This window comes from Rhizobium sp. USDA 3886, from assembly GCF_056279785.1.
In genome coordinates this window covers 1234275-1256568 of the sequence record NZ_JBWCDC010000003.1, presented here as the reverse complement: position 1 = coordinate 1256568, position 22294 = coordinate 1234275, and the positions used below count along the sequence as shown (strand labels likewise).

Below are 22294 nucleotides of genomic sequence, written 5' to 3'. Positions count from 1 at the left end.
TGATGTCTTCAAGCTCGACCCACGGCAGATGCCAGCGTGTTCCGTGCGGTTGTCCAAGCAACCCTCTTAGCCCGGTGATTAGCGGCACTGTTTATAATTCCGCCGACAATAAACGCCTGGTTTAGGTTTAATCGCTCTACCAAATCAATCAGCGCGGGCTTCCTCGTTTGATGGAGCATGCTGATCACGAATATCGAGTCCACATGCGCCGACAGCCAGATCGCGTCCTGTGCCGTGTCGGTCGCTGGTGTATCGACGATCACGAGATCGTAGTGTTGCCTCAAGGCCGTGAATAGCTCTCTGTAATGCTGCAACGACGGCCGCCCGGTGAGAACGTCCAAGAAGGGATATGAGGGCGAGCGTGTCACCATCTGCTTCAGGTCAGAGCCAGTTGTGAGGAGGCCATTGGCTAGGCCCCGGCTTGATGCCCCACCGCTGGTACTCGCTGCATCCTGACCGGCCGAGAGGTCAACCAAAATAGTGCTTAGCCCTTCACGTTGAGCAGAGGCGGCCATAGCGACAGACAACATGGTCTTACCATCACGCCTCGATGTCGATGTGAACATGACAACCTTGCCTCCCGGCGAGCTGTCGATGGTTTTCCACGCCAAGCAAAGCGCACGCGCCGCGATCGCCAGTCCAGAGTTCTCGTCAGTCAGGAATCTCAGGTATGTCTCCTTCGCGGCGTCATGCTTCAAAGGACAGCCGGGGACGGTAACGATATTCGGGCGACCTAGGATCGCGGAGACGGTCCTGGAAGAATGAATACGGTTATCCAAATTGTCCAGAATGATCATCCCCATCAGGGCGAGAAGGCCAGAACCGACAAGTCCTGCTCCAAGTATAAATAGCGGCTGAGGAAAGGACGGGTGAACGGGCACCTCAGCGAACGAAGACACCATCGCAGTCGCCTTGAACTGTTCCCGGTCAGGATCCAGAGCGCTCAGCCGCAGTTCTACGGCATCATAACGCTTCTGCTCGCTCAGGAGGTCGCGCTCAAGTTCGCGTCTGCGGATTTCCGCTAGATTGCGCGACTGCACCCTGTCTTGCAATACCGACACGGCCTGCTCAAAATTCTTCACCCGAATGCTTGCCACTCTGGCGTTGTTTTCGAGCTCTTGGAGGATTCGGCTCGCCTCGTCGAGGATCATCTTCCGGTTGGAGGCAATCTCAGCATCGGCGTCGATCACAAGGGGATGGTTGTTGCCGAATTTAGACGTCAGTTGTCCTCTCAGTCTCTGAAGACGGGCTCCCTCGGTTCGAAGGCTGGTAAGAAGATCGGACGTGACAACCTTGCCGATGTCTTCCTCGCCGCCTGAGGCGAACCGGGCCTTTGCTTCGTTCACCTTCGCCCATTCTCCCGCCTCATCGACGCGTGCGAGTGTGAATTGCTCATTCAGTTGTTCGGTACGGGCTCGAAGCAAATCATCCTTTGGATCAAACGTAAGATCGCTGGTCGCAGTAAAGGCTGCAATCTCACGTTCGCGTTTCGTAATTGAGGCTGCCAGTTCATTCGACTGCTGACGCAGATATTTAATCGTTTCCGACGTCGCAACTGACTTCAGATTGCTTGTCCATTCGACGTAACGCCGGGCAATCGCATCAGCGACGGCGGCCGCCTGGATCGGACTTGGTTGACGAACGGTGATCGACAACGCCAGGCTGTCGCCCTTTCGATCGACCGTGAAGGTGCCGAGAAGCGTTGTAATGGCGCGATCGCGTTGGGCAGTTTGGGAAATAATACGGGTTGTCGGAGCCCGGCGTCCGTCACCATCCTCGCCATCGAAAAACCAACCAAAGATCCTTCGAACGCCTGAAGAGAAAGCATCTGGCTCCTCGTCCACCGTGAGATAGGAATTGTAAAAGGGATCTGCGACCAGATTCAGCGCGTCGACGACGGTGCCAACAAAGACCCGGGAACGGATAATGTCGAGCTCGGTGTCCATTGACGACTTATCACGCTCTTGTTTTTGCGCTTCCACCACAGCTTCGTATGGACGCGTGTCATTCCGGTCAAAAACAATGGCCGACGTCGCTGCGTATTCCGCAGTCAACGTGAAACTTAGGAGCAAAGAGAGGAGCGCGCCAACCGTTACGACAATCGCTAAGAACTTCTTGTACCGCCGGACGAGCGACCAGGCCTCGTCAGTCCCTCTGGTGCTAGTAGAGCGCTCGTTGAAGAATGGCGCGATTCCGTCGCCGCTTCTGTACGCAAAACTATCCGCCGCACGCTCGGTCGTAAGCATTCCGCCTCCGATGCTCGTTTAAAACTCGACATGCATGTAATCTATTGCCCGGGTTGCAGATGTGTCCTCTGTCTCACTGACCGACAGATTAGAAGATGTGCGCTTTCTTGGCAAGAAAATCTCGTGATCATAACGTCAGTATACGCTATTGTCGAAGTTGTTTTATTGCTGAACAACGGGGCGACGGGAGCCAAGACCAGTATCGGGGCGTATAATTATGTCTACCAAGAAAGTATTACAGGCCCAACGCGGGGATTTGGCACTTCCTTTGGCGGCCCATTCGCGCCTCGGGAAAGGAGGTTTGGTGCAAGCAATTGATCGGATTGAGGATTTGTCTGCACTAGCTGCCGTTTTCTTGTCGCCTATGAATTTTCTCCGGTTCCCTTTTTTCTACTTCACTCTCAGCGACGCATTCGCATGCCTTTGTCTTTTCATCCTTGTGCTGCGTGGTCGTCTGCGGTTCGATCCGATCGGCGCGACCTCGACTGTGATTTGGCTGCTTGGATTATGCATGCTGCTGACCGGACTGCTTGTGAGCAGCATGATCAACGGCGATCCCTTGCGGGGTACCGTATACATTGTTCAGTATTTCTTCGCGTACTTCGTTCTTCTAGCCGTCATCGGCAGCCGCGACGGCCAAAAGCTACTGCTAATGTCCAAGGTTTACGTGGCGTCGATATTGCTGATGTGCGTGCATGGCGCGTACGTCATCAACGTGGTAGGCGAGACGAACACGACGTTCGTCAGTGGCAGCGGCCGCTTGACAGGCTTTGTAGAGCGTGAAAACGAGTGTGCGGCACTGATCGCACTTTCCGTTCCAATGATGCTCACCTTCTGTTTCGGCCGCGGGTCAAGCAAGCTCGGCCTGCTAGCCTTACCCTTCATGGGTTACGGCGTGATGCTGACGGGATCTAACACAGGCCTGGCATCTTTCGTCTTCGGTGTTGGCCTGTTCTGCGCCCTGACCTTGAGCCTCAAGCTTCTAGCGCCGATCGCCGCCTTGAGCGTCGTTTTGGTCACAGTCATCGACCAATGGGGCCGGGATTATCTACCGGCCGCGTTTCAAAGGCGCGTCCTCGGCGCGCTGGAAAGCGGCGACATCGATCAGGCCGGCTCGTTCGAGCATCGCGCACAATTGATCAATGAAGCAATCGGTCGGACAAAGGATACGTTCTTCCTCGGACTTGGCGCGGATCAATACGCGCTGACCAACGCACTAACGCAACCTGTGCACAACCTCTATCTTCTGTTGTGGACGGAGGGCGGATTTCTCAGCATGGTGGGCTTCATCGTTATGATTGGCGCGGGTTTCGGTCCAGCACTGTCGGCCTGGCAATGGCCGGGCGGACGACATTTTTCGGCATCTGCAATCTGCACAGTCTGTCTTTTCCTCTTTTTGGTCAACGCCTTCCCAAGCGTCTATGGCCGCTTTTGGACGACGCCGATCATATTAACCGTAGCATTGGCAAATGCCTGCCGCTATCCGTCTTCAAGGACGAGGAGTTAAGCGAGTCCCATGCGCAAAAGCAGTGTCTTATTGACCTCGTGAACATCAAATTTTTGCTGGGCAACGCGGCGCGATTGGAGACCCATTTCCGCAGCAGCTTCTGGATCCCGGACAAAGCTTAGCATCGCACTCGCCAGCGCTTTGGCGTTTCTGGGAGGAACGAGAAGCCCGTTCACATTTTGGATAACGGTCTCACGGCAACCAGGGAGATCGGTGGTAATAACAGCCCTTCCTGTCGATAGCGCCTCTAAGATGCTGCGCGGAATACCCTCTCGGTAATAAGAGGGCAGCACAAATACGCTGCAATCGGCCAGATAGGGACGAACGTCTCTCGTCTCCCCCAAATATTTGATAACGCCCTCGCTGCTCCAGTCCTCAATTTGCTTTCTTGAAATCGCAGCCGGGTTGGGATCGAATTGGCCAAGTAGCCAGAACTCGACGTCGGGAGCTGTTTTCTTGACTAGCCGAGCAGCATCTACGTAGTCGTGGATGCCTTTGTCGGTCAGGAGTCTCGCGATCAGCAAGAAGACGCACCTGCCGGACGGCGGGGGCTGATAGCCGAAATGAACGAGGTCAATGCCGGAGCCCGGAACACGGCAAATTTTGCTATCATCGATGGTCATCCGATAATGCTTCACATCCTTATCGTCCGCCTCGTTATACGTGAAGATGACTTTAGCGCCACGCAAAGCGATGCGATACAGAAGGACGCTTACCATGCGCATGCATTTGCCCTTCAAAGTGGCGCCGCAACTATCCGAAAACACATGCCCTAAGCCGGTGATGAGAAAGCATCGACTGGGAACTTTGGCGAGCCACGCCGCGATGCCTGCATAGATGATGGGTTTCATGGTGTACGGCACAACAACGTCCGGCCGCAGCTTGCGAAAATGCTTGAGCAAAGCGCTGACGGTTGCTAGGTCCTCAAGGGGGTTGAGCCCGGCCCGCGCCATCGGAATAACGATGAAGGCAACTCCGATTTTTGCCAGATCGCTCTTGACGGCGGCATCGTCCTCCGGCCCAAAAGCAGTCACAGTGTGTCCAGCTTCAACCATCCGCTTCAGAAGTTCATAACGGAAATTGGTCAATGAAGGCGAGTAGCTTGAAATGACCGCGATCTTGCGCGCAGCGGTGCCGGCTGTTCCCGCCTCAGCGTAGACTGGGCCTGGCCCGCTCCTAAGCCCCGATTCGACGCCATGCATTGTTTGATCCACTTCGTCTGCGCTCCTCCAAAGCAGCCTCATAGAGACTGACATGAGCGTCTCGATATTGTCTAAGCGAGAACCTTTGCTCGACCCGCTTTCGTCCCGCCAGGCCAAGCCTCGATCTTGCTTCGGTGGACTGGCTGAAGAGGTTGGATACGACCTGAGCTTGAGCTTCCGGATCACCGGGTCTACTGATGAGATCGTGGTCACCAACGAGCCAGGCACAATCGCCGAGGTCTGTTGCGACAACGGGTACGCCACAAGCCATCGCTTCAGCAACCGAAAGCGGAAAAGCTTCCCCCCAAGCTGACGACAAGACGAAGACGTCGAACCCCGGCAACAAACTGGCAATGTCGCTTCGAGGACCGGGTGTCGTTAGCCGGTCCTCGAGCCCCATGTCGCGTGCGAGCCTGCGTGCGGCGCCATCACCGTGACCTTCGCCAATGATTAAACCGTGCACGTCGAACCCCAAAGCCCGCAGGTGCGCCAATATTCTTACGAAACCCTCATGATTTTTCATCGGGTGGGCTCTCGCAACGTTGCCGATTATCAGCCGCCCAGGAGGGATGTTCAGTTCCGCGCGAATACGATCGCCAGCATTGGGAAGAGGGCGAAACACTTCACAGTCGATTCCGTTTGGAATAATCACCCGTTTTGTTGCATCAAATCCGAGAGCCTCATGCTGCGCGGCTGCGGTGCTGGAACAATATGAGATGGCAGAGGTCATTTTTGAAAGCAGCGCTTGCAGGCGGATGATGAAACGCGTCAGCGGCTTTTCCCTGTTTATCTCATCAAGCGAATGGTGGACGCTCCAGATAACCGGCTGGGCAGCGCCCATCAGCGCAGCTGCGGATGCCGCCAGATTGCCATGGTACATCCATCCGTGCAGCAGATCGCTCCGCGCGGCAGATATCACCGGCCGAAGGCGAGCGAGCGCGCGAACGGACGTCACGGACTTGTGCATGCCCAGTGAATGGATGGTCACGTTGTTGGCTCTCAGCAAAGCCGCAACCGGCCCAGGGCTCATAAGAGACATCACCTCCGGCCGGTAGTCTGTGTCACGCAACTCATTTACAAACCGGGCCAGCATATATTCGGCACCGCCAACGTTCAGGCCGGTGATGCAATTTAAAACCCGAGTGGTCATCACGAACCTCTCAGCGAGGTAGTGGTGTGATGTTTGATGCTACTTTCACGCGGGACCGCTTAGCGTGCTTCCGCAGCTGAGGCGCCGTCCTGGCGATATCTCGCACGGGGGCAGCTTTTGGTGATCTTTCAAACCCTTCGACAATTTCGCCGATAATTTGTAGAACATGCTCCTCCTCCCCCATCTCTCCGTGAACCCGCAGCGCTTCGAACGCTTCCTCCAGCACCTCGAGTGCTACCGGGGACGGAATCGCCCCGAGGACGCCGGGAACAGGCGATGTAACCCGCTCTTCGGTGCTGTCGAAGAGCTCTTCGAACAGCTTTTCTCCTGGTCGTATTCCAATCGTCGTGATCGGAATATCCACTTCAGGCGTAAAGCCGGCCAAAGCGATCATACGCCTGGCAATATCCATGATCTTAATCGGTTCTCCCATATCCAGAACGAAAATCTCTCCCTGGCCGATTTCGCCTTCCAGACCATAGGCCGAAGCCTGCAATGTCAGTTCGACCGCTTCCCGAATTGTCATAAAGAAACGTGTCATATTCGGATCCGTTACCGTCAGCGGACCACCGCGTGCGAGCTGCTTCTTAAATAACGGAATCAACGAGCCGCTCGACCCGAGCACGTTGCCAAATCGCACTGTCATGAAACGCGGTCCACGATGTTCGGCAAAGCCGCGAATATCCAGCGCCTGACAATAGAGTTCTGCAAGGCGTTTTGTCGCTCCCATCACACTCGTCGGATTGACCACCTTGTCGGTTGACACTTGCACCATTGCCAAAGCGCCAGTTCGCGCCGCTGCCCGTGCAACATTCATTGTGCCAACAACATTTGTCAGGACACCTTCGCATGCGTTCATCTCGACCATCGGCACGTGCTTCAGCGCCGCGGCGTGAAACACCAGTTCTGGTCGATGGCCTTCAAAGATGTCATCGACACGCTTCGCACGGCGCACGTTGCATAGATGCGGGAAGCGCGGAACATCCGGAAAGCGCTCACTCAGTTCCATATCGATCTGGTAAAGGTTGAGCTCACAGTTCTCGATCAGCACCATCTCCGCTGGTTGGCAGGCGGCTATCTGCAGCGTCAATTCACTTCCGATAGACCCGCCGGCGCCTGTTACCAAGACACGCCGACCTTTGATCAATTGGTTAATCGCTTCGTGATCGAGGGCAGCCTGTGGCCGCTCCAGCAAATCGGTAAGCTCAATGGATCGCAGTTCAAAACGGTTCTCCCCCCGTGCATTTTTCAGTTCCGTCATCTGAGAAAGGCGAGAAACAGAAATGCCCATTGCCTCAGCCTGACGTATAAGCTCCTCCGAGCGCTTCTCGCCGAAAGCAGAAGGTGCCTCGGTGAAAATGATATGGCGGGGGCACTGCCCTTCACGTTTGAGCTGTTCCACAGCAGATGTGAATTGGTCGACTGTTCCAAGGATTGGAACGCCACGCAGCGTCATTCCTTGATGCACGGAGTCGACATCCAGACAGCCGATAGGCAGATGCTGGCATTTTTTGTCGCGGCCTGCAGCACGCAGATAGAGATCCGCCGCCCCTTGTGCTCCAATCAGCAACGTGGGGATGCGTCGACCGTTTACCGAGGGGGCCTGGGCCACAGCCCTTCCCCATTGGCGTAACTCGTCCCATCTGAAGCTAAGGCGCGATGCGAGCAAGAAGGATGCGAGCAATAATGGCTCCACCACGACCGCGCTGCGCGGAATATCCTGCAGCCTTGTGCCGAAGAAGAGCATGATGACGAAAAGACCAGAGCTAATGGCAACGGCGCGCACGACAGTGCCGAGGTCGGCGACCGAGCCATACCGCCAGTTTCTGCTGTAGAGGCCGCAAAGCGGAAACAGCACTGCGCACATTGCCACGTACTGCCAGCAGGCAATGGCCAGCGTTCGCATTACCTCCGCACGAAGCGCCAACGCATCGAAGCCATATCGAAGCATGAATGCAAAAGCGAGTGCGAGGGCTGCCGCGAACAAATCAGCGAGGAACAAGCCCGGCGACTTGCTCGCATTCAAAATAGCCGCACGCAACCGTCGCCAAACGGCGCCGAAGATCCGCTTTGAGACGACGTGGAGTGCGTGAGCGCGGCGCGCTCTTGGCCCCACCGCGTCAGACTGCGGTTCAGTCCACGCTTGATCATCGCGTCGCATGACGCCCCCCTTACAATTCGCACATGCCGCACACTAAAAACGACTCTTTCAATTCGTCGAGAGTCTCACGAAGAGTACCCGTATGACGCGAATACATCCTGGGATCCAACTAACATTGGAGCAATGATCGGTACATTGGCCGCAGTTCCATCTAGTATCCTTGCACAAACGAGGCGAACTGTAAATAAAATTAGAGGAAATAATACTCTATTAAATCCGTAATCTAAATACCATACTGACATATACTTTCTAAACGACGTTCACCTACCAAATATTGACTAATCAATGTTGTTTTATAACGCTCCAATATCCTTGACCAGGTCATTTAATAGCTCATTCGGGTTAATTCCAAACATCCCACCGCATTAATTAGTCGCTGTCACGAATCCCGTGGGAGCAAGCAGCCGTTTGGCCGAAGCAGACAACTGCCCTCCGCAGATCTCGTCAACGATGCCAAGCATTTCCGGGTCCAGATACTCACCAAAGGCGCCAGCTTGACCCCGCCGCATTCTCAAGCTTTCGCGGTCTGACCGATCATATTCATGAGCCGGGATTCCTTGGGCAATCTCCCGTTCTTGCATCGCTTCAAATCTTCCGGCCTCGACGGCACGCTTTAAAGCCTCCGGCTCCACTGCACAGCCCAAAAAGCGGAGAGCAGCTGCCGTCTCGACTTCTGTTTGACGCGTGAGCGCCTCATAACTGATAATGTGGTGCCGCCTGTGTGTCAGTCCTCTTGCCCAACCGTTGAGATAGCGGCACATGGCCGGCAAGCCCTGCTCGCCATCCGCAATGAATTCGATCAAGCCCCCCGCGAACCGGTGCTTATGGCGGGTAGCGTGGAAATAGGCAGAGACGACGACATCGCGTGGATCGCGGACCATCAAGATGACGGGACGGTTGAAGAAAAGCGTCCGCCTGTAGTGGAGATGGCTCACCCAGATTTTTGGAATTGCAAATCCGATCCCGCGCTCGTTGAAACCTGGTATGCCTCTTTCTGGATCGAGATCAAAGTTCGGCACGACTGAAAACATGCTATGCAAGTCGATAGCTTGGCCAACGCCTGCAACGTCAGCAAAGTAACGCGATAGCAAGTAGCGAAACCATGTCCTGCCGGATTTGGGATAAGACGCAAGGAAGCTATCTGCCTCCAGCGCATAGCGCATCAGCATCCCGCGTTTTCGGATTCGCCGCGCCGCCTTGACCAGAGATGAAGTCATCTGTTTTCACTCGCGCCTTTCGAATTGGATTACATCCCATGCCATCTGGTCCCATGCGCTCAGGACACTTTGCCTAGAAAACTTGGCGGCTGATTTGCTTGCATTGGCGGCCAATCGCGACCGAAGGTCGCTGTCGGACATCGCCCGCTCTAAAGCCTGCGCAAGAGCGCCGACATCCTCAGGCGGAACAAGCAGCCCGTCATCCTCATTCGTTATCATCACTTCGGGACCCCATTTGCATGCGAATGAAACGACCGGTAGTCCGGCGGCCATCGCCTCAAGCAAGACGATACCCCAACCCTCGTAGCGCGACGACAGTACAAAAATGTCAGCTGTCTCGATCCAGTCGCCCGGCCTTTTTGTAATCCCTGGTAAGTCGACGCGACCGACGAGCCCGAGTGCAGCTCGCTGCGCCTCGAGTTCCTGCCGTGCTTCCCCCTCACCCCAGATAACCAATCGCCATGAGGGAAAACGCGCTTCAATACGCGCAAAGGCCTGCAACAGCAGGTCAAATCCCTTCTGACGAGTGAGCCGCCCCACCGCCGTTAAGACATTGTTGCCACGACGGTTGCACCAGCCCGCAGGCAAGTCGACAGCATTTGGAATGACCCATGACCGACGACGCTGCCTGATGGAAAAGTGATCCATCGCGCCTTGTGTCATGGTTACAAGTCCAAAGGCTCGAGGATACAGGTTCCGCTGAAGAAGTCTCCAGAGCGCTCCGAAAGGTTGAGCGTCCGGATTGTTTCGTTCCGACACAATGGTGGGAACTCCCGTTCCAATCGTTGCTATCAACGCGAGAAGATTGGTTCGGGTCAGAAAGCTGAGGAGAAAATCCGGCTTGCATCTTCGGATTTCGGCTCGTATGCGGCGGACGCGTAAAAGGGCAAGCCACGCTGCAACCACAAAAGACGCCCGTCTGGGCGGCACCCCAATCCGTGTAATGCGCACCCGAGGTGAGAAGGCGTAATAAGGCGCGGCATCATGATTCTCAAGCGTCACCAGCGTAACGTCGTAGCCGATCTGCGCCCAATGGTTAGCGAGGATATTGACAACATGTTCCGTGCCTCCTGCTCCAAGCGCTGGCAGGACGATGAGCACCTTTAATGTCCGTCCGGTTGGAAGAATGAGATGGTTATCGTTCATCGGCACCTGTCCAACGACGAGGCAATTCCGAAGATCCCGCAACGCGGACGCCCGTCAAAGTAAGGCACTGCTTCTCAAGGGTACGCGCCGACAATTCGATCCTGCGCGAGCTTTTCCATGAACTGATCAAAATTCGACCATCCATCGCCATCACCATCCTCCCAAGCATCGCTGGCTCCAGGCTTTGCGCCCACGACCAGTTCGGCTCCGTCTGCGATACCGTCATCGTCTACGTCGGCATATGCCCTACCCGACGCTATGGGCGGCAATTCACCGGGCGCCTTGACCATTTGCCCCTGCCCGGGTTGGCCGATTTCCGCGATCTCCTCCATGAGCCTTGCGTCGATCGCGTCCCGTGGAAAGGCGCCTGCACGCTGGCGCACGTCTCGGTACGCTTCGGCGGCGGCTAGAATGTTCCCCACTGACAGCGGACATGGCGGCGTCGTAACGAGAAATCGCTCAGTATCCGGCGCGATCAGGGTGACTTTCTTCGAGCTAGAACTCCAGGCTAGATTGTCACGCTGGTAGATGCGCGGATCAGCGGCACTGTTGGTATCGTTCCAATTAATCGCGTAGGTGATATCTTCGGTACTGGGCCCGGCTTTGAAATAGTTGCCAACGTAGGAGATTGGCGTACCGCCGGGATACTGCGAAAAAACTTCACCCCATTCTGAGCGTGCGTTGAAGAAAACATTGTTTATGATGTCGATGCAGGACCCCCCATAGTGGTTATCGTCGGGATTGCGGTCCCGATTTGACACGCAGGCGTTGCCCCAGAACGTTATCTCCTGAGGCTGGCGAGGATCAGATCCGAGCAACGCGCACTTGCTGTGCTTGTTTAAGCCTTCGCCGAAGATTGAATGAGCGATTGTTACCTTTGTGGAGTCAGCATGGGTATTGATGTTTTCGTCCGTGGCCCACGAACCGGAAACATGATCGACATACACATTGGAGCTGTCTTCAATCGTCAGGGCATCCACATTCTCCACGGTGTTTGGAAAACGCGGTCGAATCCTGATATGGCGAAGTATCACATCATGACTCCCCTTGATAATGAGGGGGGTGTGCTTGTTCTTCTCGGTGGTGTCGCTGATTGTCAGGAGGACTCCTCCGCCTGGAGCCGTCTGACCGAGTATTGAGACGAAACTGTTTTCCTCTCCAATTATGATCGGCCGCGTTAGCTCCAGGATCCCTGCGACCTTAAATAGGCAGTTGCGGGGCCCTTGCGCTTCTGCGCACTCGCGCAGCGTTCCCGCCCCATCGTCATCGAGGCTCGTGACATAGATGATGCGGCCTCCCCGTCCCCCCTGGCTGAACTTGCCGTAGCCGTCAGCGTGCTCAAACGCCAAGCTCTCACCCGCCCGAGCCTGCATGGCACCGACGTTAGCTCCAAGCGTTATTATGAGCAAAATAGTTGACGTCCACCAAGCGGAACAAACTCTCATAAGACGATGGCCTGCTTTGCTAAAAGAACGTGGGCACACATCCTCCCATCACAAAATAGTCTCTCGCGAAAGCTTTGCGACGAACCGAGACATAGCGCAGATATATTTGCGTAAATATATTACGCCTAGTCATGATTGGGAAGAGGCTATTTTGGGTTATATTTGTACGTAAGAGGTACAGCGGAACAACTCTACAACATTGACTATACCGCCAATCTGCCGATAATGATGGTTTGCTAAATAAGGTCGGCATCACGTAAAGTGGCCGAACAACACCGGGCATTACGGATTTGAGTTGGTTATGGTGAGGATGTCGTCACGTGTCCATCAAACCAGTCGTCGTAGCATTTCCCTTTCTTGGAGATGAAGTGGGAGGAAGCCATATTTCCGCGGTTGATTTGATCGCGGGCCTAAATTCCACGTCGATCAGATCTTTGATCATACTGCACGTGACCGATGGCGCACTTGCAAGCTATCTGAGGACGCGTGGCATGGCCTTTATTGCTGCTCCTGAAGGACAGGTCCTGTCGCCCGCGCATCGGCTGCCACATCAAAACAGGTTGAAGGTTGCTGCAGGCTATGCCGCCTACCTTCCCCGTCTCGTTCGCTTCCTGCGCGGCCACTTTGTCGACGTGGTACATACAAATGACGGTCAGATGCATGCGACCTGGGCAGTACCCGCGCGGATTTCGGGTGCCCGATTGCTATGGCACCATCGTGGAGATCCGACCGCGCGCGCTGCGAATATCCTGGCCCCGGTCCTTGCCAATGAGATTGTGACCGTCTCGAATTTCGCACGGCCAAGCCGACCTATTCTTCCGATTAGCCACCGCGTGACCGTCTTGCACAGTCCCTTTAAGCACCCAACGTCGGTGCCTGACAGAGTCAACTGTCATCATCAGCTCTGCGAGGAACTGAACCTGAAGGGGAATATCCGTATTGCCGGATATATTGGCGTTCTCACAGCGCGCAAGCGGCCATTGCACTTCGTGGAGACGATAGCAGCCTTTGGGAAACGCTATCCCGGGATCGCGTTGCACGGTGTTCTACTTGGCTTGCCCGAGCCCGGCGGCGACCGGCTTGATGAGAAAGTCCGCTCCTATGCGGATGAACTCGGGATTGGCGATAGGATACATCTTATGGGGTTTCGTTCGCCTATCTCCCCATTGATGTGCGCGCTTGATGCGCTCCTCGTTCCGGCGATCAACGAGCCCTTTGGGCGCACGCTGATTGAGGCCATGATGCTCGGCACGCCGGTAATCGCGACAAACCACGGCGGCAATCCGGAAGCTATTATCGACGGCGAGAACGGGTATCTCGTTCCGGCCGAATGCCCCGAGGCATTCGTCGAGCCCCTCTATCACCTTTTGACCAATCAGACCCAGTGGGAACGCGTCAGCGAAACTGCTCGCTTGGCCGCTTTGTCGCATTACAGCGCAAGCAGCCATATCGAGGGGATCACGAACATCTATGAACGCATGAGGAGCTAACACAGGCCGCATGCTTGCAATGGCAGCTGCGACGCGAGGGGCAGACATGGACCATTTGGACTTCCTGATCATCGGCGCGACGAAGAGCGCTACGACATGGCTGCAGCAGTCGCTTCAGCGGCACCCGGATGTCTATATGCCAGACCCCGAACTGCACTATTTCAGCCGGGTCTACGGAAACGGGGCTGCATGGTACGCGGATCAGTTTCGGCCGCCGCGCGACGGCCTTGTTATTGGCGAAAAATCGAACTCATATATGGATACGCCGGAGGCTGCCGCACGCGTTCATGGTGACTTTCCAAGCGTGCGGTTAATTGCTCAGCTCAGAAATCCTGTCGAGCGCGCATACTCGGACTATTGCATGCTTTATAGAAGGGGTGAGGTGAGCCGCGAAATAGGCCAATATCTCGACCCGCGAGCCGGCCAGGGCGGTCGATTTTTAAACGGCGGCCTCTATTACGATCAGTTGCAAGGTTTCCTTGACCGTTTCGGTTCGGACAAGCTGCTGGTCCTACTTTATGAAAACATTGCGATCGAACCACGTCGTCAGCTCGATCGTGTAGGAAGCTTTCTCGGGCTTCGGGCAGAGCTTCAGGTGCCGCCCGTCGCAGAAAAAGTCAAGGACAAGAAGCAGCCCCTTATCGGCCCGGGAATGCGACGCTGGTTGGCACCTTTCAAAACGACGGTCAAGCCATTCCGACATACGGTCGCCTTTAAAAAGGCCCGTTCGCTCATCGCTCGAGAAATAAATTACGCAACGCTTTCAGAGGATCTGAAAAAGCGGCTCATCGGCTATTACGAGCCGCAAATCGACAAACTTGGCACGCTGATGGATGTCGATCTGACGCCGTGGATTCAAAATACGCAGATCTCTCAACTCCCGGTGAACGAATGAACAATGGAGAAGCCGTGCTCAACGCGCCGAATAGCTATAAGGCGAGCCACCTTCGTCGGTTGGAAGCTGAAGCCATCCATATCATGCGCGAGGTCGCCGCTGAATTCTCAAAGCCGGTGATGCTTTTCTCGGTCGGCAAAGACTCCTGTGTCATGCTTCATCTTGCGAGGAAAGCCTTTTACCCGGCAAAGCCACCATTTCCGCTCCTGCACGTCGACACGGGATGGAAATTTCGGGAAATGATCGCCTTCCGTGACGCGGTCGTTGCAGAACTTGGACTTCAGCTACTCGTCCACATAAATGAGGACGGTTTGCAGCAAAACGTCAATCCCTTCACACATGGGTCCAACCTCCACACCCATATCATGAAGACGCTTGCACTCCGTCAGGCTCTCGACAAATATGGCTTCGACGCGGCCTTTGGCGGAGCTCGTCGTGACGAAGACAAGTCGCGAGCCAAGGAACGAATATTCTCATTTCGCAGTGCAGAGCACGGCTGGGATCCGAAAGCCCAGCGGCCTGAGATGTGGAAGACGTATAATACGCGTGTCGCCCGCAATGAATCGATACGCGTCTTTCCGCTATCCAACTGGACTGAGCTCGATATCTGGCACTACATCCAGAGAGAAAAAATTCCCGTCGTGCCCCTCTACTTCGCCGCCGAGCGGCCGGTCGTGAGGCGTGATGGTTCCTTCATAGTCATCGATGATGATCGTATGCCCCTCACCGCGTCCGATATTGTGGAACGCCGGCGCGTGCGTTTCCGCACGCTTGGCTGTTACCCGCTCACGGCTGCAATAGAGTCCGATGCGGTCAACGTCGAAGAGATCGTCGAGGAGATGCTCACCTCCCGCGTGTCGGAAAGACATGGACGAATGATCGATAAAGATGAGGCCGGCGCAATGGAGAGGAAGAAGCGCGAGGGGTACTTCTGATGCGATATACGGACGGACCATTAAAGGAAACTGATGCAGCGTCGCTGCCAGGCCCGAAAGACGAAAAAACGCTGCTGCGTTTTCTAACTTGTGGCTCTGTCGATGACGGGAAATCGACACTCATTGGACGCCTCTTATACCAAACAAACTGCATTCTCGAAGACCAGCTCGTCGCGCTGGAGCGCGACAGCAAACTATTCGGAACGACCGGCGATGAAATAGACTTCGCGCTGCTCGTTGACGGCTTGGAGGCCGAGAGACAACAGGGCATAACGATCGACGTCGCTTACCGTTTTTTTTCGACAGATCGGCGCAAGTTCATTGTCGCCGACACGCCTGGGCATGAAGAATATACGCGCAATATGGCAACGGGTGCTTCAACGGCGGATTTAGCGCTCGTGTTGGTCGACGCGCGCCAGGGTGTACAGCAGCAGACACGGCGGCACGCCTTTATTGCGTCACTGCTTGGCATCCGCAGCGTTGTGCTGGCCGTCAATAAAATCGATCTCGCCGCATATGATCAGCGCGTATTCGACGACATCGCCGATGAGTTCATGCATTTCGCGGAGAAATTGGCGTTCGATAACGTCCAGGTGATCCCAATTTCAGCCCTTTCCGGAGACAATGTCAGTGCGCCCTCCATCAAGATGGCGTGGTATGACGGGCCCTCATTGCTCGACTATCTTGAAACTGTCCCCGTCGCCGCCAGGCAAGCAGGCGGACCGTTCCGATTTCCGGTTCAGCTCGTCAACCGTCCGGACTCAAGCTTTCGCGGTTACGCGGGCCAAGTTGCCTCCGGCGAGGCATCGGTCGGAGATCGAGTGACGGTCGCAAAGTCAGGGCAGCAAACCCGAATCAAAGAAATAATCACATACGACGGATCACTGTTGACGGCGCGCGAAGGAGATGCCGTAACCATTCTCCTGGAAGATCAAGTGGAGCTCTCCCGCGGGAACATGCTGGTGGCGCCAGACGATCGGCCAGACATTGCCGACCAGTTTCAAGCGCACGTAATCTGGTTCGATCGCAAGGACATGCTTCCTGGCCGTTCGTATCTTTTGCGAACCGAGACTGAGTGCGTCGGGGCAACTATCACCGACCTCAAGTATAGCATCGACGTTAACAGCTGTGCTCAGTTGGCTGCAAAGTCACTGCGTATGAACGAGATTGGCGTGTGCAATTTTTCCACGCAATCCGCGATCGCCTTCGACGCTTTTGCCAAAAACCGCGTTACGGGCAATTTCATAATCATCGATCGGCTGACCAATGCCACGGTCGGCGCAGGAATGATTGATTTTGCGCTACGCCGGGCCGACAATGTTCATTGGCAGGCCCTCGAGGTTAACAAGGCTGCGCGGGCTCAGAGCCTCGGTCAACGGCCACGCGTGATCTGGTTTACTGGTCTTTCTGGCTCCGGCAAATCCACAATCGCAAACCTGCTTGAAAAGCGGCTCACAGCCAACCGCCTGCACACCTACATCCTCGACGGTGATAATATCCGACACGGACTCAATCGTGATTTAGGCTTTACGGATGCAGATCGCGTGGAGAACATTCGCCGGGTGGCTGAGGTGGCAAAGCTGATGCTGGACGCAGGCCTTATCGTCCTCGTGTCTTTTATTTCCCCCTTCCGTTCGGAACGGCAGATGGCCCGCAATCTTATGCAGGATGATTTCGTTGAAGTTTTCGTTGATACGCCGATCGAGGAATGCGCCAAGAGAGACCCGAAGGGCCTATACAAGAAGGCACAGACAGGCGAACTTAAGAACTTTACGGGGATCACTTCACCCTACGAGACCCCCTTGGAGCCCGAAATCCGCCTCAGCACTGTCGGCGTGGATCCGGGCCAGCTGGCCGCAACAATAGAAGATTATTTAAATAAGAGCGAGACATCCCGCAAACCGGCGGAATACCAGCAGGATTGATTTTCTGGATCAACGCGGCGTCGTTTCTGGCAGTGGCGAACCCAACATGGGAGCTTCTACGGCGCCAAGCCCACTACCCCATCGCGTGCCTAGCAACATGGAGGCGCGCCTGCACGATCTCCATTTGCAAGTCGCGGTCAAGAGCTACGCCACGGAAACGAAGGCGACGCCCGCCCGACCACTTGATGCTCCTCTCCGAAGAGCCATTCTCAACTCGCTCTTCGACGTCTACTAGTATAACCGGTTACCGAGTTCGGTTTTGATTCTATATGAAAGTGCCGGGCGGCAATGGCGGAGCATCTAAAACCAAAGGTTGGCGGCACATATCTCTCCCGAAAAACGGGAAAGAAGATTGTTGTCACAGCCATCGAGAATGGGCGGGTCTACTTCACCGTCGAAGGTTTCCGTCCGATTTCGCCTCTTTTCCTGCCGGTTGAAAAATTTATCCATCTGGTTGGGCTCGATCAGCCGTCCCATTAAGCGTTCGACTAGACATCAATGCCGCGCCGCTTGCGCGCCGCGACAGCGCTCGACGATTTTCTGGCAGGACACCGCATTCTCTGCCATAGAAATAGACACCGCTTCCGTCAACGGCCGACCTCGAGATGCATGCATCATCTGCCTATATCGAACGACTCGTGGCGCCTGGGCGCAATCGTGGACAAGACCTCTCATCCGCTTGCTAATGAAGCCTTACCGTTTTCCGCTCAGGTTCTTTTACGGCAATGAACGTTGCCCGCTGTCCGCTATAATAGCGCTTCTCAAGTCCGCTTGCTTTTGGCTTGAGGCGTTCGATATCGGTGAATCCACAGTATTCCAGTAAGCCCGTGACGGCGGAGGCATTAGGCGAAAACTGACAGAATTTCTCCGGACGCCAACGCGAGGTCGTGATGTTGCTTGCCTCGGGACTGACACTCGACACCGTACGCATATGCCACATCGGCCACCGATCGAGTATGCGATTTATGATCGGCACTTTCATGAGTGTGGTGTCGACTGCAATAACATTCCTTGTGACCGCCGAAATACGTTTTAGGCTTAGAACAGGATTTTCCAGGTGATAAAGGATGCCAAAGCACAAGACGAGATCGAACATGCCGTATTTGGACGGATCGAGTTCTAATAGATCAAGTTGTTGAAACTCTAGGTTTTGTAAAGATACTGCTTCTTTTACCAGCTTTGCCTGTCGGATATAGTGAGGTTCGATGTCAATTCCAAGGACATAATCGGCTCCTGATCTCGCCGCGTGCACAGAAAATCCACCGCAGTTGCAGGCTATGTCAAGTACCCTTTTGCCCATCAATGACCCTCCGCAGGCCGCCAGAATATTTGGCCATGCGTGATCAAGGAGTGTTTGCATTCGTGTCCGTTCTCGATCTTGACGGGAAGCGGTCGCTACGAAGGTACTCAAGCCGTAAGGCAAGTCGATGGCGTGGTGGAACGGCGCAAGGCGCTCAATGGCCGCTTGAAGTTCTTCTTTGCTTTTATTCTCGCTCGGCTTCTGTAAATAGCTCATAATTCGCTCGCTCCCAATTCAGACATGACTGATGCTGCTTTAAGCACCGGCTGCTTTGCTGGTCGTCATCAATGAAATCACCCGCGCCAGCCCCCAATCGCGAGATCGCCGCAGTTCCGTTGCCGTAGGGTGATAGATCGGGGCACACAGGCCCGCCGAATTTGCAATGCTGAGATACCATAAATATGCTTGGCGCAAAATATTAAATTTTTCTAATTTACGAGATTCTTGTTTTAATCTCTTTGGACTCCAAAAAAATGCTTTTTAATCAAGGATGTGTTGGTTCTCAGCGTCCCGTAACTTAGGCTGCGAGCTCACATGGAAATAAAAACCGCCAATCCCATGGGCGCATTTTCCACTTTCATAGGCAACGTCCTGAGCATCGGGCCTCGATCTGGGCGTCCGGGAAGGGCATGAAGGTGGCGCTGATCGAGCGCAAATATCTCGGCGGCACCTGCGTCAATGCCGGCTACATGCCGACGAAGACGCTGGTCGCCAGTGCCCGTGCCGACCATGTCGCCCGCCGCGGCGCCGACTACGGCGTAAAGATCACCGGCGGGATCGACATCGAGATTACGATCGTGCGCAAGCGCGCCGAGACCGCCGCCATGGATGCGCGCAACGGCCTGATCGGCTGGTTCGACGGTATGGCGACGGCGGACCTCATTCGGTCGCACTCATCGCTCGGATGCCAACACCGGCGGGCTATGCCAGATACATCGCCACAACCGGCTCCAACGCTGCGCGAGATGAAAGCTTCGCGTTTCCGCCGGTTGCTCCCACGCGCCACTTGGCGTATTCAAAGCCGCCGGGCCCGGTCGATGCTGGATGAAAATCTGATGGCAACTCACCAAAGCTTCACCCATCGGTGGAACGCTGAGCATTGTCTCGGTTTTAGGCGCGATCGAGGATCACCAACCGGTTAATGCCTCCTTCCGTAAATCTTGCTCGCGCCCAAAAGATGTCGGGAATAGCCATGCTCGACCGCTCCTTTGCGCAACCTTTCGATATCCACCTGCTCGACAATCTCGCCTGCCTCCATGATGGCGACGTGGCTGCACATGTGGGACACGACGGCGAGATCGTGGCTGACGAGCAAATAGGTCAGGCCGCGCTCCTTGCGCAGATCCTGCAGCAGATTGAGGATTTCCGCCTGGACCGACACGTCCAGCGCAGACGTCGGTTCGTCGAGGAGCAGGACGGCCGGATCAAGTACCAGAGCGCGAGCAATGGCCACGCGCTGCCGTTGCCCGCCGGAGAGCTGGTGCGGAAATCGGTAACTGAGCGACGGATCGAGGCCAACCGACCGCAGCACGGCATCCACGTCCACCGAGTTGATCGCGAGCCCCTGGTTCCGGAGCGGCTCTTTGAGCTGCGCGCGGATTGTCTTGCGAGGATGGAGTGATCCGTAGGGGTCCTGAAAGACCATCTGCACGCGGCGGAAGAACGGCCGGTCGCGCCGCCGGTCCAATGTGCTTCCATCCAGCTTGATCCGGCCGTCGTAATTCGGATTGAGGCCGGATATCGCGCGCAGCACTGTGGACTTGCCGCAGCCGGATTCCCCAACCAAGCCGAAAGCCGTGCCCTTCTTGATGGCAAGGCTGACGTTCCTGACGACCGGCCTCTGGCTGGGATCAAAACGGATCGTGAGATTGTCGATTTCGATCACCGTGCCGTCTCCAAACCAATGTCAGTGAGCCAGGCCGGGTCGCGCTTCAATATCGGCAGCCGTACGGGCGGATCGTCGATTGACGGCAGCGATGCGAGCAGGCCTTGCGTATAGGGATGCCTTGCATTTGCGAAGTCAGAGGCCCTGAGGACCTCGACAACGCGGCCGGCATACATGATCAGCACCCGGTCGCAGAAGTTCCGGACGAGGTTCAGGTCGTGGCTGATGAAAATCAGGCCGAGGTTGCGGCGAGCGACGAGTTCATCAAGCAGTGCCAGGATTTCGAGCCGTACTGTGACATCGAGGGCGGATGTCGGCTCGTCAGCGATCAGAACCTCCGGTTCCGCAATCAGCATCATGGCGATCATCACGCGCTGGCCCATGCCGCCCGATATCTCGTGCGGATAGAGGCGAGCCACGCTTTCCGGATCGCGGATCTGGACGGCTTCGAGCATCGCGAGCGTCTGCTGATGAGCCTGCTTTGCGTTCGCCTTCGGATAGTGAAAACGATAGGTTTCGGCGATCTGCTCGCCGATCCGCATGACGGGGTTCAGCGAATATTTCGGGTCTTGCAGGATCAGTCCGATGCGTCGCCCCCGTATTGTCATCATTCTACGCTCGCCGGCTTTGATGAGATCCACATCCCGAAACGTCATCCGGTCCGCGGTGACGACCGCAGTCGGTGGCAGCAGCTTCATGATGGCACGCCCAACCGTCGACTTGCCCGATCCGGATTCGCCGATGATCCCGAGTTTTTCCTGTCCGAGCGAAAAGCTGACGCCGCGCACCGCCCGCACGGCTCCGCCGCCGAAGGCGATCTCGAGATTGCGGATGTCGATGAGGGAAGAACTCATTCCGAACCTCGCGGATCAAGGACGTCCCGAAGTGCGTCGCCGACGAGGTTGAACGCAAGGCTCACCAGCGCAATCGCAATGCCGGGTGCAGCAATGACCCAGGGACTGTCGAGCATGAATTCACGCCCGGTCGCCGCCATCGCTCCCCATTCTGGCCAAGGCGGCTGCGCGCCGAGGCCGAGGAACCCGAGCCCTGCGGCCGTGATGATGATGCCGGCCATGTTGAGGGTCACGCGCACGATCACCGACGGAATGCACATCGGCAGGATGTGGCGGGTGATGATGGCCATTGGCGTCGCCCCCTGCAGACGCACGGCGGCGATGAAATCGGCCTTGCGCAGACTGAGCGTCTCGGCACGCGCAAGCCGGGCGATCGGCGGCCATGCGGTCAACGAAATTGCGATGATCGCGTTGGTAATGCCGGGACCGAGCGCTGCAGCAAAGCCCAATGCCAGCACCAGGCCTGGAAAGGAAAGGAAGATGTCGGTGATCCGCATCAGGATTTCATCGACGATGCCGCCGAAATAACCGGAGCAAGTGCCAATCAGAAGGCCCATCGGCGCAACGATGACCGTAACGAGCATGATGATGTAAAGCGTGGTGCGCGCGCCGTAGATCACACGGGAAAAGACGTCGCGGCCGAAATTGTCGGTGCCAAGCCAATGCTCTGCCGAAGGCGGAGCGAGGCGCCCCGCCATGTCCTGAACGATCGGATCGTAACGCGTCAGCAGTGGCGCGGCGACCGCGACCAGGATCAGCAGTCCGATGATTGCCAGCCCGGCCAAACCGAGCGGATGCAAGCGGAACTTCAGCCACCCCTGATGGAATTGCTGTACCGACGACTGAAACCAGCCCCGCGGTTCGGGCGCGCGCAGCCATTTGCGAAAGCCGCTGTCGTTGGCGCGATCTGTGCGTTCGGCGGAGATTGTCATCGGC

General features: G+C 55.9%; 17 protein-coding genes and 1 pseudogene. 7 read left to right on the top strand and 11 right to left on the bottom strand.

Annotation, left to right across the window (positions count from 1 at the left end; all coding sequences use genetic code 11):
* Nucleotides 1–8 precede the first annotated feature (8 nt).
* A complete protein-coding gene (locus tag ACZ9BX_RS28905; protein WP_476221637.1) occupies nucleotides 9–2246 on the bottom strand; it encodes a GumC family protein in 2238 nt (745 codons plus the stop codon).
* A gap of 217 nt (nucleotides 2247–2463) precedes the next feature.
* Between ACZ9BX_RS28905 and ACZ9BX_RS28900 the strand changes: the two genes are divergently transcribed.
* Nucleotides 2464–3753, top strand: coding sequence for an O-antigen ligase family protein (locus ACZ9BX_RS28900; RefSeq protein WP_476221635.1), 1290 nt, complete (start codon nucleotides 2464–2466; stop codon nucleotides 3751–3753).
* Here the strand turns inward: ACZ9BX_RS28900 and ACZ9BX_RS28895 are convergent.
* From ACZ9BX_RS28895 to ACZ9BX_RS28870, 6 genes are all read right to left on the bottom strand, one after another.
* A complete protein-coding gene (locus tag ACZ9BX_RS28895) occupies nucleotides 3750–4955 on the bottom strand; it encodes a glycosyltransferase family 4 protein (protein ID WP_476221634.1) in 1206 nt (401 codons plus the stop codon). The two genes, ACZ9BX_RS28900 and ACZ9BX_RS28895, sit on opposite strands and share 4 nt — an antisense overlap.
* Complete coding sequence (locus ACZ9BX_RS28890; protein WP_476221632.1) at nucleotides 4930–6105, bottom strand: glycosyltransferase; 1176 nt, start codon at nucleotides 6103–6105, stop codon at nucleotides 4930–4932. The genes ACZ9BX_RS28895 and ACZ9BX_RS28890 overlap by 26 nt, the downstream gene beginning before the upstream one ends.
* 10 nt (nucleotides 6106–6115) lie before the next feature.
* Nucleotides 6116–8266: a polysaccharide biosynthesis protein gene (locus tag ACZ9BX_RS28885; protein ID WP_476221630.1), complete on the bottom strand. Its 2151-nt coding sequence runs from the start codon at nucleotides 8264–8266 to the stop codon at nucleotides 6116–6118.
* 365 nt (nucleotides 8267–8631) lie between these two features.
* Nucleotides 8632–9483 carry a sulfotransferase domain-containing protein gene (locus ACZ9BX_RS28880; protein WP_476221628.1) on the bottom strand — a complete coding sequence of 284 codons (852 nt, stop codon included), beginning with the start codon at nucleotides 9481–9483 and terminating at the stop codon, nucleotides 8632–8634.
* Nucleotides 9484–9489: 6 nt separating this feature from the next.
* Entirely contained in the window at nucleotides 9490–10629 is a 1140-nt protein-coding gene (locus ACZ9BX_RS28875; RefSeq protein ID WP_476221627.1) for a glycosyltransferase family 4 protein, read from the bottom strand.
* Between the two features lie 74 nt (nucleotides 10630–10703).
* Complete coding sequence (locus ACZ9BX_RS28870) at nucleotides 10704–11978, bottom strand: pectate lyase family protein (RefSeq protein WP_476221626.1); 1275 nt, start codon at nucleotides 11976–11978, stop codon at nucleotides 10704–10706.
* 587 nt (nucleotides 11979–12565) lie between these two features.
* On the opposite strand from ACZ9BX_RS28870, the gene ACZ9BX_RS28865 reads away from it, so the two are divergent.
* The 5 genes from ACZ9BX_RS28865 (at nucleotide 12566) to ACZ9BX_RS28845 (ending at nucleotide 17799) form a co-directional block, all read left to right on the top strand.
* The gene (locus ACZ9BX_RS28865) at nucleotides 12566–13564 is read left to right on the top strand and encodes a glycosyltransferase family 4 protein (protein WP_476221624.1); all 999 of its coding nucleotides are present in this window, start codon (nucleotides 12566–12568) and stop codon (nucleotides 13562–13564) included.
* 10 nt (nucleotides 13565–13574) lie between these two features.
* Nucleotides 13575–14459 carry a sulfotransferase family protein gene (locus ACZ9BX_RS28860; RefSeq protein ID WP_476221623.1) on the top strand — a complete coding sequence of 295 codons (885 nt, stop codon included), beginning with the start codon at nucleotides 13575–13577 and terminating at the stop codon, nucleotides 14457–14459.
* Nucleotides 14456–15394, top strand: a complete 939-nt coding sequence (gene cysD, locus ACZ9BX_RS28855) for a sulfate adenylyltransferase subunit CysD (protein WP_476221622.1) — start codon at nucleotides 14456–14458, stop codon at nucleotides 15392–15394. Before ACZ9BX_RS28860 ends, cysD begins: the two co-directional genes overlap by 4 nt.
* The gene (gene cysN / locus ACZ9BX_RS28850; RefSeq protein ID WP_476221621.1) at nucleotides 15394–17319 is read left to right on the top strand and encodes a sulfate adenylyltransferase subunit CysN; all 1926 of its coding nucleotides are present in this window, start codon (nucleotides 15394–15396) and stop codon (nucleotides 17317–17319) included. The genes cysD and cysN overlap by 1 nt, the downstream gene beginning before the upstream one ends.
* Nucleotides 17320–17607: 288 nt before the next feature.
* Complete coding sequence (locus ACZ9BX_RS28845; protein ID WP_476221620.1) at nucleotides 17608–17799, top strand: hypothetical protein; 192 nt, start codon at nucleotides 17608–17610, stop codon at nucleotides 17797–17799.
* A gap of 202 nt (nucleotides 17800–18001) precedes the next feature.
* Here ACZ9BX_RS28845 and ACZ9BX_RS28840 read toward each other — a convergent pair whose 3' ends face one another.
* Nucleotides 18002–18835 carry a class I SAM-dependent methyltransferase gene (locus ACZ9BX_RS28840; protein WP_476221619.1) on the bottom strand — a complete coding sequence of 278 codons (834 nt, stop codon included), beginning with the start codon at nucleotides 18833–18835 and terminating at the stop codon, nucleotides 18002–18004.
* 407 nt (nucleotides 18836–19242) lie between these two features.
* Between ACZ9BX_RS28840 and ACZ9BX_RS28835 the strand changes: the two are divergent.
* A pseudogene (locus ACZ9BX_RS28835) lies at nucleotides 19243–19515 on the top strand (pyruvate/2-oxoglutarate dehydrogenase complex dihydrolipoamide dehydrogenase); the annotation flags it as partial.
* Between the two features lie 242 nt (nucleotides 19516–19757).
* Here the strand turns inward: ACZ9BX_RS28835 and ACZ9BX_RS28830 are convergent.
* The 3 genes from ACZ9BX_RS28830 to ACZ9BX_RS28820 are packed head-to-tail and all read right to left on the bottom strand — an operon-like array spanning nucleotide 19758 to nucleotide 22290.
* A complete protein-coding gene (locus ACZ9BX_RS28830; RefSeq protein ID WP_476221617.1) occupies nucleotides 19758–20504 on the bottom strand; it encodes an ABC transporter ATP-binding protein in 747 nt (248 codons plus the stop codon).
* Entirely contained in the window at nucleotides 20501–21358 is an 858-nt protein-coding gene (locus ACZ9BX_RS28825) for an ABC transporter ATP-binding protein (protein ID WP_087001611.1), read from the bottom strand. Before ACZ9BX_RS28825 ends, ACZ9BX_RS28830 begins: the two co-directional genes overlap by 4 nt.
* Nucleotides 21355–22290 (bottom strand): ABC transporter permease, encoded by a 936-nt coding sequence (locus ACZ9BX_RS28820; RefSeq protein WP_476221615.1) that lies wholly within the window; start codon nucleotides 22288–22290, stop codon nucleotides 21355–21357. The genes ACZ9BX_RS28825 and ACZ9BX_RS28820 overlap by 4 nt, the downstream gene beginning before the upstream one ends.
* Nucleotides 22291–22294: the final 4 nt, after the last annotated feature.